This window comes from Rheinheimera tilapiae (assembly GCF_042432165.1).
Lineage (GTDB): Bacteria > Pseudomonadota > Gammaproteobacteria > Enterobacterales > Alteromonadaceae > Pararheinheimera > Pararheinheimera tilapiae.
In genome coordinates this window covers 2,310,048-2,325,011 of record NZ_JBHLXP010000001.1, presented here as the reverse complement: position 1 = coordinate 2,325,011, position 14,964 = coordinate 2,310,048, and the positions used below count along the sequence as shown (strand labels likewise).

12 protein-coding genes are annotated in these 14,964 nt (G+C 53.5%); 7 read left to right on the top strand and 5 right to left on the bottom strand.

Annotation, left to right across the window (positions count from 1 at the left end; translation table 11 throughout):
- Positions 1-74 precede the first annotated feature (74 nt).
- Together ACFFJP_RS10050 and ACFFJP_RS10045 are read right to left on the bottom strand one after the other, a co-directional pair.
- Positions 75-1,466, bottom strand: a complete 1,392-nt coding sequence (locus ACFFJP_RS10050; RefSeq protein WP_377242991.1) for a Na+/H+ antiporter NhaC family protein — start codon at positions 1,464-1,466, stop codon at positions 75-77.
- 46 nt (positions 1,467-1,512) lie between these two features.
- On the bottom strand, positions 1,513-2,457 hold the full coding sequence (locus ACFFJP_RS10045; protein ID WP_377242989.1) for an N-acetylmuramoyl-L-alanine amidase: 945 nt from the start codon (positions 2,455-2,457) through the stop codon (positions 1,513-1,515).
- 303 nt (positions 2,458-2,760) lie between these two features.
- Between ACFFJP_RS10045 and ACFFJP_RS10040 the strand changes: the two genes are divergently transcribed.
- On the top strand, positions 2,761-3,609 hold the full coding sequence (locus ACFFJP_RS10040; protein WP_377242987.1) for a MurR/RpiR family transcriptional regulator: 849 nt from the start codon (positions 2,761-2,763) through the stop codon (positions 3,607-3,609).
- 23 nt (positions 3,610-3,632) lie between these two features.
- On the opposite strand, the gene ACFFJP_RS10035 is transcribed toward ACFFJP_RS10040, so the two are convergent.
- The 3 genes from ACFFJP_RS10035 to ACFFJP_RS10025 are packed head-to-tail and all read right to left on the bottom strand — an operon-like array spanning position 3,633 to position 8,339.
- On the bottom strand, positions 3,633-4,868 hold the full coding sequence (locus tag ACFFJP_RS10035) for an exo-beta-N-acetylmuramidase NamZ family protein (protein WP_377242985.1): 1,236 nt from the start codon (positions 4,866-4,868) through the stop codon (positions 3,633-3,635).
- A complete protein-coding gene (gene murQ / locus ACFFJP_RS10030) occupies positions 4,856-6,736 on the bottom strand; it encodes an N-acetylmuramic acid 6-phosphate etherase (RefSeq protein ID WP_377242983.1) in 1,881 nt (626 codons plus the stop codon). The genes ACFFJP_RS10035 and murQ overlap by 13 nt, the downstream gene beginning before the upstream one ends.
- Positions 6,711-8,339, bottom strand: coding sequence for a sodium:solute symporter (locus ACFFJP_RS10025; protein ID WP_377242981.1), 1,629 nt, complete (start codon positions 8,337-8,339; stop codon positions 6,711-6,713). Before ACFFJP_RS10025 ends, murQ begins: the two co-directional genes overlap by 26 nt.
- Before the next feature lie 163 nt (positions 8,340-8,502).
- Here ACFFJP_RS10025 and ACFFJP_RS10020 point away from each other — a divergent pair, with 163 nt between their 5' ends.
- From ACFFJP_RS10020 to ACFFJP_RS09995, 6 genes are all read left to right on the top strand, one after another.
- On the top strand, positions 8,503-10,335 hold the full coding sequence (locus ACFFJP_RS10020) for a glycoside hydrolase family 3 N-terminal domain-containing protein (RefSeq protein ID WP_377242979.1): 1,833 nt from the start codon (positions 8,503-8,505) through the stop codon (positions 10,333-10,335).
- Positions 10,336-10,409: 74 nt separating this feature from the next.
- On the top strand, positions 10,410-11,204 hold the full coding sequence (locus tag ACFFJP_RS10015) for a putative hydro-lyase (protein ID WP_377242977.1): 795 nt from the start codon (positions 10,410-10,412) through the stop codon (positions 11,202-11,204).
- Complete coding sequence (pxpB, locus tag ACFFJP_RS10010) at positions 11,205-11,933, top strand: 5-oxoprolinase subunit PxpB (RefSeq protein WP_377242975.1); 729 nt, start codon at positions 11,205-11,207, stop codon at positions 11,931-11,933.
- Entirely contained in the window at positions 11,930-12,934 is a 1,005-nt protein-coding gene (locus tag ACFFJP_RS10005) for a 5-oxoprolinase subunit C family protein (RefSeq protein ID WP_377242973.1), read from the top strand. Before pxpB ends, ACFFJP_RS10005 begins: the two co-directional genes overlap by 4 nt.
- A gap of 16 nt (positions 12,935-12,950) precedes the next feature.
- The gene (locus tag ACFFJP_RS10000; RefSeq protein ID WP_377242971.1) at positions 12,951-13,868 is read left to right on the top strand and encodes a glutamate cyclase domain-containing protein; all 918 of its coding nucleotides are present in this window, start codon (positions 12,951-12,953) and stop codon (positions 13,866-13,868) included.
- Positions 13,869-13,886: 18 nt separating this feature from the next.
- Positions 13,887-14,753: a D-amino acid aminotransferase gene (locus ACFFJP_RS09995; RefSeq protein WP_377243430.1), complete on the top strand. Its 867-nt coding sequence runs from the start codon at positions 13,887-13,889 to the stop codon at positions 14,751-14,753.
- Positions 14,754-14,964: the final 211 nt, after the last annotated feature.

Here is a 14,964-nt window from a genome sequence, read left to right as displayed (position 1 = left end):
CGTCTGCATTTTTTGCCTACCACCACTAATAAAAAAAGCAGCACCAGGCTGCTTTTTCGATCCCACTGGGTGATTTAACCAATCATCACCAGGCCACAGACCAGATAACCGACTAGCGCCAGCCCCGCGCAAATTAACGCATAAGGCAGTTGGGTGCGGGTATGCTCCAGCAGGTCACAACCGGCTGCCACGGCACTGACGGCAGTGGTATCTGAAATAGGCGAGCAGTGATCGCCAAATACACCACCACCCAGAATTGCAGCCAGCACCAGCGGCGGGGGTAAACCAAGATTCACCACTAACGGCATGCCAATCGGGATCAGGATGGCGAATGTGCCCCATGAAGTGCCGGTGGTGAACGAAATCAGCGCGCCGGCTAAAAATAACATCGCCGGGATCAGCCACAGCGGCAGGGTTTCAGCGACGACGCCAGAGATATATAAACCAGTGCCGAGGTTCTTCAGGCTTTGGCCCAGCGCTAATGCCAGTAACAAAATACTGACCAACCCCAGCAACTCACTCATGCCTTTAAAACCGATATTGACCAACTGTTGATGATTGTATTGTTTACTCAGTAACAGCATCAGATAAGCGACCACACAACTTAACGTCGTGGCATATAACACAGATTTAGAGCCAGAACCCTGCGATAGATCGCCGTTACCGGTCCACAGCATGAAACCGACCATGCCGACAATCATCGTCAGCAGCGGCACCAGCATATAACGGGCTTTGGTTGGTGCGACTTCCTGCTCGTCATGACCATCGATTTTATTCAGCTGTTCATTAGCACGACGCATCGGCGCCAGATGACGGCCAGTCCAGATAGTAAAAAACAATAACATTAGAGTGAAAATGGCGTAGAAATTCAGCGGAATAGTCGACATCAACACTGACACCGGGTTGTCTTGCAGTGCGTAAGGTGAGATCAGCCCTAAGACATAGGCACCCCAGCCATTGAGTAAGATCAGGATACAAATCGGCGCGCTGGTACTGTCAATGATGTACGCCAGTTCGGCCCGGCTGATTTTAAATTTATCAAACAAGCCCCGCGATAAAATGCCGGCGGTTAACACTGACAGATTCGATTCAATAAAAATGACAACACCGGTCCAGAATGCCAATAACTTACTTTGCCGGGCGGTTTTGGCCACGCCCCGGTTGACCAAACTGGTCACCAGCGCCGCAACACCGCCGGAATAGCGCATGTACGCCATCAAGGCACCGACCATCAACGCAAACAGCAACAGGCGGGCGTTACCCGGATCTGTCAGCACCGTGGTCATGGCCTCAAGCGTGTTGACCGCACCGACGGCCGTCGCGCCAACCACTGAACTGCCGCCTTTGATCAATAACAGCAACTCAGCGCTGAATAATGACAATAACAATGCAACTATTACTTCTTTTCGCCACAACACCACAGCAATCGCCACCACCGCGGGGATCAGCGTCATCCATTCAGCCAAAGTTTCACCTCAATTCAACCAATTAAATAATTCGACATGGCACTTATTATTCTAATGTCAGTGCCAGATTTTCAGGACCGTTCAGACTGTCAGGAAAATACTTTTCCAGCAAGGCCCACAGCACTGCAACGGTTTCTGGGTCTAATTCACCGCTGACCCGATTTGGCACAAAATGGCGCTGGAACGCCAGTAGCACATCGCGGCTTTGCAGATCCCATTCACCGGTGACGACAATCCCATAGCCATAGCGTTGCAAGGCGCGTTGCACCATGCGGGCGTCAGGCATAGCCTTGATACCTTGCCAGTACTTTAATAACGTCTGATTGTCATACCAGGCACCAATGCCCTGATTTGCCAGCCATTGCCACGGAAAGCGCGGGCCAGGGTCCTGTTTTCGTGACGGTGCAATATCACTGTGTGCGACGACACGGGTGGGGCTGATCTCTGGGTTTCGCGCCAAAATATCTTTCAGTAAGTTGGCCAGTAACTGCAGTTGTGCCGGGTCAAAATCCGGCGTCAGGCAAAGTTCGTTGTTGCCAGGTTCAGCAAAAGGTACGGTACGTTGATGGCACCAGCCCAGATTCACCAGCTCAATGCCAATCGACTGATCATTCAGCGCGCTGCGGTCTTCCCAGCGGCTGGCGCCAGCATGCCAGGCACGCTGCGTTTCCGCCACCAGTTGATAAACCTGTAGCGGCTTGTCGGCAGGATAGGTGGGATCAAAGCTCTCCGGTATTAAGTAATGTGCGCTGACTGCAGTTGCACCTGGCTGAGTCAGTGCTTTTAGCGAACGTTCCCAGTTAATTGCCGTGTAATGCAACACCAACAGCCGGACCCGTTCATTGCGGTTCACCGACTGGTGCTCGGTATTGATTGGCACCGGGCCGGATTGACTACAACTTTGCAGCAACATCGCCAGTAACATTACAAGTAACAGATGCATCGTTCGGTAAGCGAAAAGAGCGCTCAGCGGCTTGCTCATATAAACCATGTTCTGCTCCGGGATATCAGTAGGTAACGACTATTTTTTAGCACAAATATTCATCAGATAATATATTTGAGGAATAATATATTACGACTATAATCTCGCCAATATGCCACTGTAACTCAGTATTCTATTGGGTACTGAACAGGTAAACGGATTTTATCCCGAAATTTAGGCATAAGTCATTCGTATAAGAAGTGGCTTTTCTTCTTATCTGAGATTGCGTGCAGAAAATGCTTTACCACAGCCTTCGCCTGTAATATTTTCAGGGCAAAAAGGTAAACAGCACTTTAAAGGAAGACAACCAGCATGTCTTGTTTAGTCAAAATCCGCTCGATTAAAGATACTCTGTCGGCCAATGAGCTGAAAATTGCTGATTTTGTACTGAAATCACCGGCTTTGATCCGGGAGTTGTCGTCACAGAACCTGGCTGGCGCTGTTGGCGTCAGTCAGAGTAGTGTGGTTAAGTTCACGCAGAAATTAGGCTATCGCGGTTATCCGGATTTTAAGTTTGCGCTCAATGAGTCGGTGCTATCCGAGCCCGACAATACCGCATTACACGGCAAAATAGTGCTCAGTGACAATCTGCAGCAAGTCAGCGATAAACTGCTGGCTAGTAAAATAGCCGTATTAAATTCTACAGCCACTCTGAACAGTACCGAGCTATTGGAACAAGCGGTGCAAATGCTACGCGACGCGCGCCGTATTCATATTAGTGGTATTGGCGCATCGGCGCTGGTGGCAAAAGATTTTGCTTACAAGCTACAGAAACTGGGCTTTTGCGCCATGGCAGAAAACGATAGTCACGTGCAGCTGGCGGGGGTCGCCACTCTTGGCAAAGGTGATTTGTTATTTGCTATTAGCCAGTCTGGCAATACCCGTGAGATTGTCGAGATCAGCCGCCAGGCCCGCGCCAATCAGGCCAATGTGATGAGTCTGACCCGTTATGGCCAATCCCCGGTTGGGGATCATGCCCATTTACAACTGTATATGGCGACCGATGAAGAATCCGCGCGCCTATCGTCGATCCTGGCGCGGACCGCGCAGGAATATGTTATCGATTTATTGTTTATCGGTCTGACGCAAGCCTGCAAAACCGGCCGTAGCCTAATGGAAAAATCCAATCAGGCGGTGGCACAGTTTTACCGTTCTCGTTGATGAGCGCTCTGGTAAAAGCAGCGCTACGGATACAACAAATAGGGCGCTCTTTGTTTGGCAAACGCTGCTAAATCGGCTTGCCAGCTCTGACGGATCTGCGCTGCAGTCTGGCCTTGTTCCAATTGCTGGCGCAGCTGGCTGCTGCCTGCCAGTTTGTCGAAAAAAGCCGGTTTATCAATCAAACGCACACCCTTGGCGGCGAAGCGTTGTTGCCACTCAAGCCAGACTTCCACCATCAAGCCATGTTCTGGTGTGCGTTGCCGAAAGTCTTCGGCGCCTATCACTGTATCGCGCCACGGTGGGTTTAATGCCGCACCGGGCGTACTGACCGGCGTCAACCGCCAGATAGCCTGCTCTTCGAGTAACAGTGGATGCCCCAGCAACTGAAACGGCCAGGTCGTGCCACGGCCAACCGACACCGCAGTGCCTTCAAATAAAGCCAGCGTCGGATACCAGGCGATAGCTTGCCGGTTTGGTAAGTTCGGGCTCGGCGCGACCGGTAAATCGTAAGGCAGGTCACGCTGGTACTGCGATACCGGCAACACGGTCAGCGATAACGCCTTTGCGCCGGTTATCCAGCCTTCGCCTTTGATCATCTGCGCCAGTTCGCCCAGCGTCATGCCGTGCAGCAGCGGGATGGGATGCATCCCAACAAAAGAGTTGAATTCGCGTTGTAACAGCGGACCGTCCAGCCAGCGACCATTTGGGTTGGGTCGGTCCAACACCCAGAGCGGAAGTTTTGCGGTAGCAGCGGCCTGCATCACATGATGCAAAGTCGACAGGTAGGTATAAAAGCGCGTGCCGACATCCTGCAAGTCAAATAACAGCACATCAACATTCGCGAGTTGCTCGGCGGTTGGGGCTTTTTGCGCACCATACAGGGAGTAAATCGGTACGCCACTGCGGCTATCCTTGCTGTCGGCGACTGCGGCACCTGCATCTGCGTCGCCGCGAAAACCATGTTCTGGCGTGAAAATCACGCTCACTTGCAGGCCAAGCTCACTGAGCACATCGACCAGGTGGCAATGACCCAGCCGCGAGCTTTGATTGACCACCAGGCCCAATCGTTTGCCCTGCAGAAGGGGCTGCTGCTGCCTGAGTTTTAACGCGCCGACACGGGCAGATAAATCCTCTGCGATTGCGGTTTGGTCTGGAAAGCAGCTCCGGCTCTGCTTGGTCGTTCCCGCGTCAGCAGGCAAAGCACCGGTCAGGAGGCTCATCAGCAGCAGGAAAAAAATCAGCTTCTTTAAGCCGGACATATGGCTGCCGGTAGACGCTGAATAGCCTCGGCCAGATGGCCGCGCGTTTGCTGTAACAACACTTGCGCTGCCTGCACATCAACAGGGCAAACTTTGCGAAGGTCGGGTACCGAGTGGAACAACAAAATGGCAAGTTTGACACTCTGACCGGCGTGTTGCAGCAGATAACCGGCATCTTCCAGACTAGCTCCGGTGGCTTGGCGAATGATATTCAGTGCTCTGGCCTTTAACTTCGCATTACTGGCATGCAAATCGACCATCAGGTCCTGATACACCTTGCCACTTCGCACCATGGCTGCGGTTGAAATCATATTCAGCAGCAGTTTTTGCGCAGTACCGGCTTTTAACCGGGTGGAACCGCTCAGTACTTCAGGGCCCACCGCCGCACAAAGCGCCAGATCGGCGCAGGTCAGAACTTCAGTGCCCGGATTACAGCTGATGCCGGCCGTCAGTGCGCCCAGACTGCGCGCATAGCGAAGGCCTGCAATGACATAAGGCGTGCGGCCGCTGGCGGCAATGCCTACTAACACATCCTTCGCATCAAAGTGGATTGCAGTTAAGTCGGCAACAGCCAGCGCTTCATCATCTTCGGCGCCTTCTTTGGCGCGGAACATCGCACTATGACCGCCGGCGATCAAGCCCATCACTTGGTCTGGCTCCACACTGAACGTCGGTGGGCATTCCACCGCATCCAGCACACCGAGCCGGCCACTGGTGCCGGCTCCGATGTAAATCAACCGGCCGCCGACGGCGAAAGCGGCCACTACCTTGTCCACCAATAGCGCCAGATTTGGGATCGCCAGTGCCACTGCCTGCGGTACCGTTTGGTCAGCCTGATTCAGTGCTTTTAACAAACTTTCTGTGTCTAACCCGGCTAAATCAAGCCGCGCCGAAGCTCTCGATTCGGTTGGCAACTGACTTAACTGACGTGCCAGCGCTATTGCGCGGTCGTCGTTGCCACTGGACGCTACCGGCTTCGATGGCGCGGGCGACTTTGCTACAGAATCTGCCAGTTGCCGGGCGATCAAAATAGCACCTCGCACGCTATCGGCTTTGGCGCTCTGGCACCAACTTCGCACCCGCTCGGACAAATAGGGTACAGTTGCCTCAGCAAGGCCGCCAAGCACAACTACCGGTAAATCAGTGTCTGCACGGGTTGCTTTAATCAACAGTTCGACGTCAGCAGCATGCTTGTGCAACACACCAAGCGCTGCCGTGCAACTGCCGGCCAGTGCAATCACGCGGGGTGCAAGCGCGGCATATTGATTAGCATTGGCTTGCCGTAGCCAGGTCAGCATGTCGGTTTTATTCTGGCCTATCACCGAAAAAATATACTGCGCGAGTTTTGAATAGCTATCTGGGTGACAGTCCTGCTCCCACAGCGCAGCGCGCACGGCGGCTTTTCCCATCGCCGCGCCACCGCCTTCGTCGCCAATGCTAAAACCCCAACCGCCGACTTGTTGTTCTTGCTGGCTTTGATCAAGCCGCATCGCAACAGACCCGGTACCCAGCGCAATCGCCACCACAGGTGCGCCGCTGTTGGCGCCATGTAAGGATGTTTTGGCATCGGTGGTGACATAACAGCCGGCATATTGGTCCGGCTTGAGCGCTGTCAGCAGCTGTTGTTTTAAGCGGTCATCACCGGCACCGGCAATACCTACGACTAACACGATTTGCGTCGGCGTCAGCTGCGCTTGATGCAAGACAGTGTTGATGAGTTGTAAGACTGTGTCGCAGGCGCCAGGCAAATCGTTGGTCAGATGCGCCGGGCCGCTGCTCGCCTGCGCCACCTCAACGCCTTGTGCATCACAGAGTAGCGCCAGCGTTTTGCTACCACCGCCATCAATTCCGAGCAGATAAACAGGCATCAGACACCTCTTCAGATCGCTGTGAAGACAAACCTGCAGACTTTGCAGTCCAGGTAGTCACCGGCTGTGGCTTACCGCTTAACGCCACCAGTGTTGCCAAAATAAATCCGATACAAAGTTGCCAGGTAAAGGCCAAATCAAATTGCCAGGCCGGTGGCAAATACCACTGCTGGATATAAGGCTGCTGCAGGGCCGCTACGACAAAGCCGGTCAACAAGGCGAGGGCACAACTGAAGGTATTGCCACGTTGGCTAAACAGTGCAACTGCGAATACTGCCAGTAAACCACTGTAGGAGAACACCATGACGCCAAGTGCAAATGCCAGTAGTGGCGTATCGCTGTATTGTTGCCAATAAAAACACAGCATCGCCATTGCACCCAGTGCCAGCATCAGTAGAAACATCAGGACCCGCGCTAATGGTACTTCAGCAGATGCCGACAAATGCGCGCCTAGCTTGGGTTTCAGCATATCTTCCATCAGCACAGACGCCATTGAATTCAAGCCGGATGTCAATGTTGATACTGCAGCAGCGATCACACCGACAGTCACCAATCCGCGTAACCCGGCCGGTAATTCATGCAGCACATAAAACATAAAGACGGTAATGGTTTCGCCGGCAAAACGGCTTTGCGGCGCCAGTCCTTCGCTACTGTGGTAAGCCGGGTCCTGATAAAATAGAAACAATAACAAGCCGATACCCAGTAACACGGTGACCACCGGGATCACCAACAGTACCGAACCGACCAGGGCCCAGGTGCCCTGACGGGCATCGCGACAAGACAAAGCGCGCTGGGTTAAATCCTGATCTAAACCAAAAGAGGCGATAAACAGCAAAAAGAACCCGGTAAAAGTCGACAGCAGATTAAAGGCCCCGGCCGGGCTCATATCTGTACCAAAATCAAACAGACGTAATTTACTGGCGCTGCCATTAGCGGGAACTTGCAGCGATTGCCAAATCTGGCTACCTTCGCCCGGCAATTGCCAGAACAGATACCCCAGCACCAGCACAGCCGCACCAACATAGACCGCGCACTGGATCGCGTCGCCATAAATCACTGAGCGGATGCCGCCCCAGGTCGAATAGGCAAAACTAACCAGACACAACAGCGCAATTGCGCCCAGAACATGAGGAGGAGCGATATCGGTAAACAGAATCATCGACAAGGCAATGGCGGCCATATAAAGCCTGGCGCCACTGGCAAACAAACGGCCGACCAGATACATCCAGCCGGCGTGACGTTTGGTGCGCTCACCAAACCGATGCTGTAGCAACGCGTATGCAGTGGTGACTTTGTACTGATAGAACTTCGGCAGCAGAAAATGCGCAACAAAAAACGCCGCCGCTAAAGCACCAAGATTGGTGGTTAGATAAGTGAGGTCGCCGCGGTAGGCATAATCCGGCGCGCCGAGAAAAGTAGCTGCAGATTGGGCCGTCGCCAGTACTGATACCGCAATAACCCAGGTCGGAATTTGGCGGTTGCCGGTAAAAAACTCGCGGCTAGTGCCAATACTGCCACGGTTAAACCACCAGCCGGTCAGCGCTAGCAGCAGAAAATAGACAATGAAAATACTCCAGTCTGCAGACTGAAACGCCGAGTTCATCTACGCCCCTGTGATTCTTTTGCTGTTTTTGCTTATTTTCCAAGCATAAGGTGCATTAAATATTATTTCAAACTATTTCATCTGGAATAATATATTCTTGATTTTCAGCACAAGCTCCGGCATAACTAACAGTATTGACTGTTTTTTTCTGTGCGAAGACAAGATGCAAAGCCGCGGTTTTTCCCGTTTAGCCCTGTATGGCCTGTTATTGCTGTTATTGATTGGCGCAAGTGGTGCATGGCTTTGGTATCAACAGGTGCAACAACAACAGATCCGGTTTTGGCTGGGGCAACGGCTGATGCTGGATTTGCGTCACTTCTGCGAAACTCCCGCAACGCCCGAGCAGCCATGTCAGCAACCGGTCACCGAACTACCGACTTTATGGCAACAAAAACTGCGCGAGTTGCATATTGGCGGGGTGGTGTTATTTGCCGTCAACTTGCAGGAGCGTCAACAGATCAGTGATTTGACTGCGGCCTTGCAGCAAACATCCACCGATAGCTTGCCGTTGCTGATTGCCACAGATCAGGAAGGCGGTCGCGTCGCGCGGTTGCCAGAATCAGTGTTGCCAGCATTTCCGGGCGCTATGGCACTTGGCGCCACCTACGCCAAACACCAGCAGCATTTTGCCAGCGCGCAAGGCGTGGCGCAGGCGCAGACCTTGCGTCAACTCGGTATCAACATCAATTTTTCACCGTCCTTGGATGTGAACAGTGATCCGGCGAACCCGGTGATTGGCGTCCGTGCTTTTGGCGATGATCCGCAACAGGTTGCTGCACTTGGTATTGCGTTAGCGCGCGGCCTGCAACAAGGTGGTGTAGCCGCGACGCTGAAACACTTTCCGGGTCATGGCGATACGGCAACCGATAGCCATACCGGTTTACCGCAGGTTGATCATGTGCGCGCTGTCGCTGAAACCATCGACTTAGAGCCGTTTCGGCAGGCCGTGCAAGCGGGTAGTGCCCGTCTGGTGATGACGGCACATATCCAGTATCCGGCATTAGATGACAGTCAAATCCAAACCCAACATGGGGAATGGATCGCACCGCCAGCAACTTTATCCAACACCATTCTGACCGGAGTGCTGCGCGAACAGCTTGAGTTTGACGGTGTGGTGATCACCGACGCGTTGAATATGCAGGCGATTAGTGACGCCTTTACGCCATTGCAAGCGGTTAAACACAGTTTTGCCGCCGGTGCTGATATTGCGCTGATGCCGCTCGAGATCCAAAGCCCGGCCGACTTTGCCAGACTTGAGCAGCTATTGGACCAACTGGTTGCAGCGGTACAAAGCGGTGAGCTGGACGTGCAGGCGCTAGAGCAGTCTTATTTACACATCCGTGATCTGAAACTATGGCTGGCGCAACAACCGAAAACCGAAGCGCTGACTGAAGATGAAGCAAATGCATTGTATCAGCGCCAGCAACAACTCGACCTTGAGATAGCCGCAAATGCGTTAACGTTACTGGATGGCGACCTGAGCGCTATTACCAAGGCCAAAGCCCTTTATTTACTGATGCCGGATGCAGACAAATGCCGGCGTTTTAGCCTCGTGCTGCGAACCGAATTCCCGGCTGTACCGCTGCAATGTTTTGATCTTCGCAGTGACAACAGCTTGGAGCAACTGGCGCCGGGCGCTGTTGTGATTGGCGCTTATGTCGCGCCGGAGCAAAGCGCGGTTGAAGCCGGTGTGCTGGCGGATTTACGCCAGGATGTTGCATTAAGTGCTCCGCTCAGTGTCGAACAGCAATTGGCGAAACTGCAACAGCAGCTTGCCTTTGCCAGAAGTCAGCGCGCGACCACTGTGGTAGTCGCACTGCGGTCGCCGTACCAGTTGCCGCAGTTTGCCGGCCAGGTGGATATTCGTCTGGCCACTTATGGCTATCCGTTTAGCCTGAAACCGGATCAGGAACCCGGCGCAGTGTTTGTCGCGCTGGCGCAATTATTCAGCGGTAAAACCACGGCAACCGGCGTGATGCCGGTGCATTTGGATTGATGCAGCTGGTATGTGTCATGGCAATATGGCAGTGTAAGAGTAAGCGATGGCGTAGGTGAAAAGAGGGAAAATTAATGTTATTGGATGCGCATTCAAGCCCGACCGCGGTCAGAACCGCTGCACGACAAGGACTGTGGCAAGGGCCGACCGCCGGCCTTGCCAATGGCTACGTGCAGGCCAATCTGGCGATACTGCCCAAAGCGCTGGCGGACGACTTTCTGAAATTTTGTCTGGCTAACCCTAAACCTTGTCCGCTCTTGGCGTTTGCTACAGAGCCGGGTCAAACCGATTTTGTGCTGGCTGACCAAGCGCTGGATATCCGCACTGATGCGCCGCGCTACAACATTTTTCGCGGCGGCGTGCTGAGTGATTCAGTCACTGATTTAACCGCGCACTGGCGCGACGATATGGTCAGCTTCCTGATTGGCTGCTCTTTTTCGTTTGAAGAAGCGTTGCAGCAAGGTGGCATTGAACTGCGTCACCAGACTGAACAGAAGAATGTGCCGATGTATAACACCAATATCCGCTTAACGCCGGTCGGGCCTTTTTTGGGCAATATGGTGGTCAGCATGCGACCCATGCGCGCAGCGGACGCGATCCGCGCTATTCAGATTTGTAGCCGCTTTCCAACTGTGCATGGCGCGCCGGTGCATTTAGGCGATCCCAAGCTGATTGGCATCAATGATCTGCAGGCACCGGATTATGGCGACGCCGTCAGCATCCGAGCTGATGAGATCCCGGTTTTCTGGGCCTGCGGCGTCACACCTCAGGTCGCGATTAAAAATGCCAAAGCGGATTTGGCATTTAGCCACAGTCCCGGTTGTATGCTGGTGACCGATTTAACCAACGCCAGTCTGGCGGTACTGTAAATGCATGGCCAATTATTAAGCTCAGGTATCCCGGTACGGCTGCGTATTCACAGCGAGCAGGCACTGCTGTTGGATTTAACCGCGCTGGCGCCGCAAGGTCCAGGACCGGAATTGATGCAGGTGATGCAAAACTTGCGGCTCCAGTTACCGCTATTGCTCGGTGATGCACTGTTGGAGCTGGTGCCTTCTTACACTTCGGTGTTGGTTATTTTCGATGTATTGAAAACTGACCACACCGAGATTTGGCAGAAAATTGTCAGCGCGCAGGCGATGTTGTTTCGGCCAGAATTGCAGGCCAGCAGCAATAAAGTTATCGAGTTGCCTTGTTATTACAGCCAGGAAAGCGGGCCAGATCTGCAAGCCGTCGCCGCTTTACATCAGCTGAGTATTAACGAGCTCATCCAGCTGCACTGCGGTCAGGCCTATCAGGTCTATGCAATTGGGTTTGCGCCGGGTTTTGCATATCTTGGTTTTACCGATCCGCGCATCAGTACACCGCGCCTTGCCAATCCCAGACCTGCGGTGGCCGCCGGCAGTGTCGCCATCGCTGACCGCCAGACTGCGGTATATCCGGCAGCATCTCCGGGCGGCTGGCATTTACTGGGCAATTGTCCAATACCGTTGTTTGATTTAACCGCTGATCCGATGTTGCCATTTGCGGTCGGTGATACCGTGCGCTTTGTGCCGATTGAACGCGCCGAGTTTCTGCGTTTAGGGGGCCAGTTATGAGCGTTTTGGCCAACCCATCTGAACAGCAAGGCTTATGGGTGCTGCAAAGCCATAGCGGTGTGCAGTTACAAGATGCGGGCCGTTTTGGCGCCGCCGGCGCTGGCCTGACCCAAGGCGGCGCTGTGGATCTCACGGCGGCCCGCATCGCCAATGCACTGGTCGGCAATCACAACCACGTCGGCAGCACATGCCCGGCGGTAATTGAAATCACGCTCGGTGCCGTTGCCTTTCGGGCGGAACAGCCAGTGTTAGTGGCACTAACCGGCGCAGCGATGCCGCTGTTAATCAATAGTCAGCCAGTGCAGCGATATCGTACTTTGTTGTTACAACCCGGCGATCTGCTCGAAATTGGCTACAGCCGGGCTGGTGCCCGCGCATATCTGGCAGTGGCTGGCGGTTTTCCCGCACCAGCCATTGGTGGCAGTGTGGCCACAGTGCTTCGGGAAAAAGTCGGCGGGCCTGACGGGCAAGGCAAAGCGATCAGTGCCGGCACTTTGTTGTCCTGTTCAGCCTGGCAGCGGCCAGATCCACAGATCTCATTGCCGTATCATCAGCATTATCGCCATCAGAGTATCCGCGCAATCCCGCTGATTGCCGGAGCTCAGCTGGAAGATCTCAACCCACAGCTGCCGCAGCTGCTGACTCAGCGCTTATTTCGCGTGACGGCCCGTAGCGACCGGATGGGCATGCAATTAGGCGGTGAGCCTCTACCTGTTACTGCACAGCAGCTCTATTCAGAAGGGATCTGTTTAGGTGCGATGCAATTGCCGCCGAATGGCTTACCTATTGTGATGCTCAATGATCATCAAACCATTGGCGGTTATCCCAAAACCGGTGCTTTAACACGCGGCGGCTGTGAACGCCTTGGCCAACTGATGACCGGCAACTTTGTACGGTTTTATTGGTTGGATGTGGCAGACGCTGTGCTGCAGGAGCGTCAACGTCTGTATTTGCTGCAACAACAGCTGGACGCAATTGCTGCTGACTGGCAGCAAGGCTAAACGCGCGGAGATGACAATGAATAAGCCGGTCAGTTCGCCACAAACGCCTGTTCTGCCTGAAGCCGGACAGCAAGAAACCTGTCAGACAGGCGCCGGACAGAGAGAAGCAACAGAGATTGAAGCCTTGCTCGTGGCCCGCAATCCGCGTGGCATGGCGCTGGCGCGGCAGGCGTTGCAACCGGGCTACCTCGCGCGCGCTGCAACTTTGCTAAATAAGCCGGGCGGCACTGTGCTGATTGGCACCGGTTTTCCTGTTGCGGGGACCTTCGAAACGGATGGGCCTGTTGGCGCCATCGCGATATATCGCATGCTGCAACAGCTTGGCGTGCAACCGGTGCTGGTGTGTGGTGACCCATTGTTGTCCGTGCTGGATGGACATTTCCAGGTCGAAGCTTTTCCGCTTGGCATTGATGGTCAGCAGCGTGCCGCGCAGTTACTGACCAAGTATCAGCCAGCGGCGGTGCTTTGTATTGAAAGACCCGGGCAGGCGGCGGATGGGCGATATTACAATATGCGCCATGAAGATATCAGTGCCAAAGTCGCCGATTTAGATGCGCTGATGCGACTGGCTACTTGCCCAACCGTCGGGATCGGTGATGGTGGCAATGAAATTGGTATGGGCAAGATTATCGACACGATCCGCGCCCTTGATATCAGGCCCGCGGTGACCAGCTGCAGCGAACTGATTGTGGCGGATGTCTCGAACTGGGCGGCGTATGGTCTGGCTTATCACTGGTCGCTGCAAAGTGGTGCCGATTTGTTTGGCTGTTGCGACGCTTTGCAATCCCTGCAGTTTTTATCCAGTCACGGCAGTGTCGATGGCGTGACCCGGCAAAATACGCTGACCGAAGATGGGCTTTCGCCGGACATTGGCGCTCAGTTATGCCAACAGATTTATCAATTGTATCAACAACACCGGTTTGTACCGGCGTAAGGACCTGAATTGTCAGATGTGTATTTGAACGGCAGTTTTATGCCCGCCAGTGAGGCCCGCATTTCACCGATGGACCGCGGTTTTTTATTTGGTGACGGCATTTATGAAGTGATCCCGAGTTATCAGGGCAAACTGGTTGGCTTCACGCCACATATCGACCGGATGCAGCGCGGACTCGCAGAGATCGGCATTCAGTTTGACTGGAGCCATACGCAATGGCTGGACATGATCAAAGAATTGCTCATGCGCAACGGTAATGGCGATCTGGGCGTTTACTTACACGTCTCACGCGGTACTGATAGCAAACGCGGCCATGCCTTTCCGGTCGGAGTGACGCCAACAGTGTTTGCTTTTGCCTTTACCATCAATCCGCCGCCGACCGGTTTGCCGGGTTCAGCCAAACCTATTCAGGTCGCCTCGGCCAGCGATTTACGCTGGAAACGTTGTCATATCAAATCGACGGCGCTGCTTGGTAATGTGCTCCATCATCAGCAGGGCGTCGATGCCGGATATCAGGAAACCATGTTATTTAATGAACAGGATGAGTTAACCGAGGGCAGTTCCTGTAATGCCTTTATTGTCAAAGATAGCGTGATCAGTACACCTCCGCTGGACCAACAGATTTTACCTGGCATCACCCGATTGTTACTGTTACAGATCTTAAGAAAGCACAGCACATTGCCGGTGCAGGAACGGGTGATCAGCAAAGCTGAAGTACTGGCTGCGGATGAAGTCTGGCTCACCAGCTCATCAAAAGAGTTAATGCCGGTGATTGCTATCGATGGACAGCCAGTAGGCTCTGGCGAAGTTGGTGCTATCTGGTATCAGGCCCAGCAATTATTCGCTGCACATAAATTTGCTGATGAACACACGGCTGTAAGCTAACTGAAACCACCCCCGCAGCTCCCGATGTTGCGGGGTTTTAAAATACATATAATTCAGTAAGATAAAATTTTTTCCCACCACGAATTTGCTCCTTTTGGTTGTCTGCCAGCATCGTGTCGCTGCGCCTAATAATTGAATATTCTTAATCTGTAAATTAATTCGCATAAGCTATTTCTCATAAAATAATTTATTGCTATCTTTGCTGTGGGCG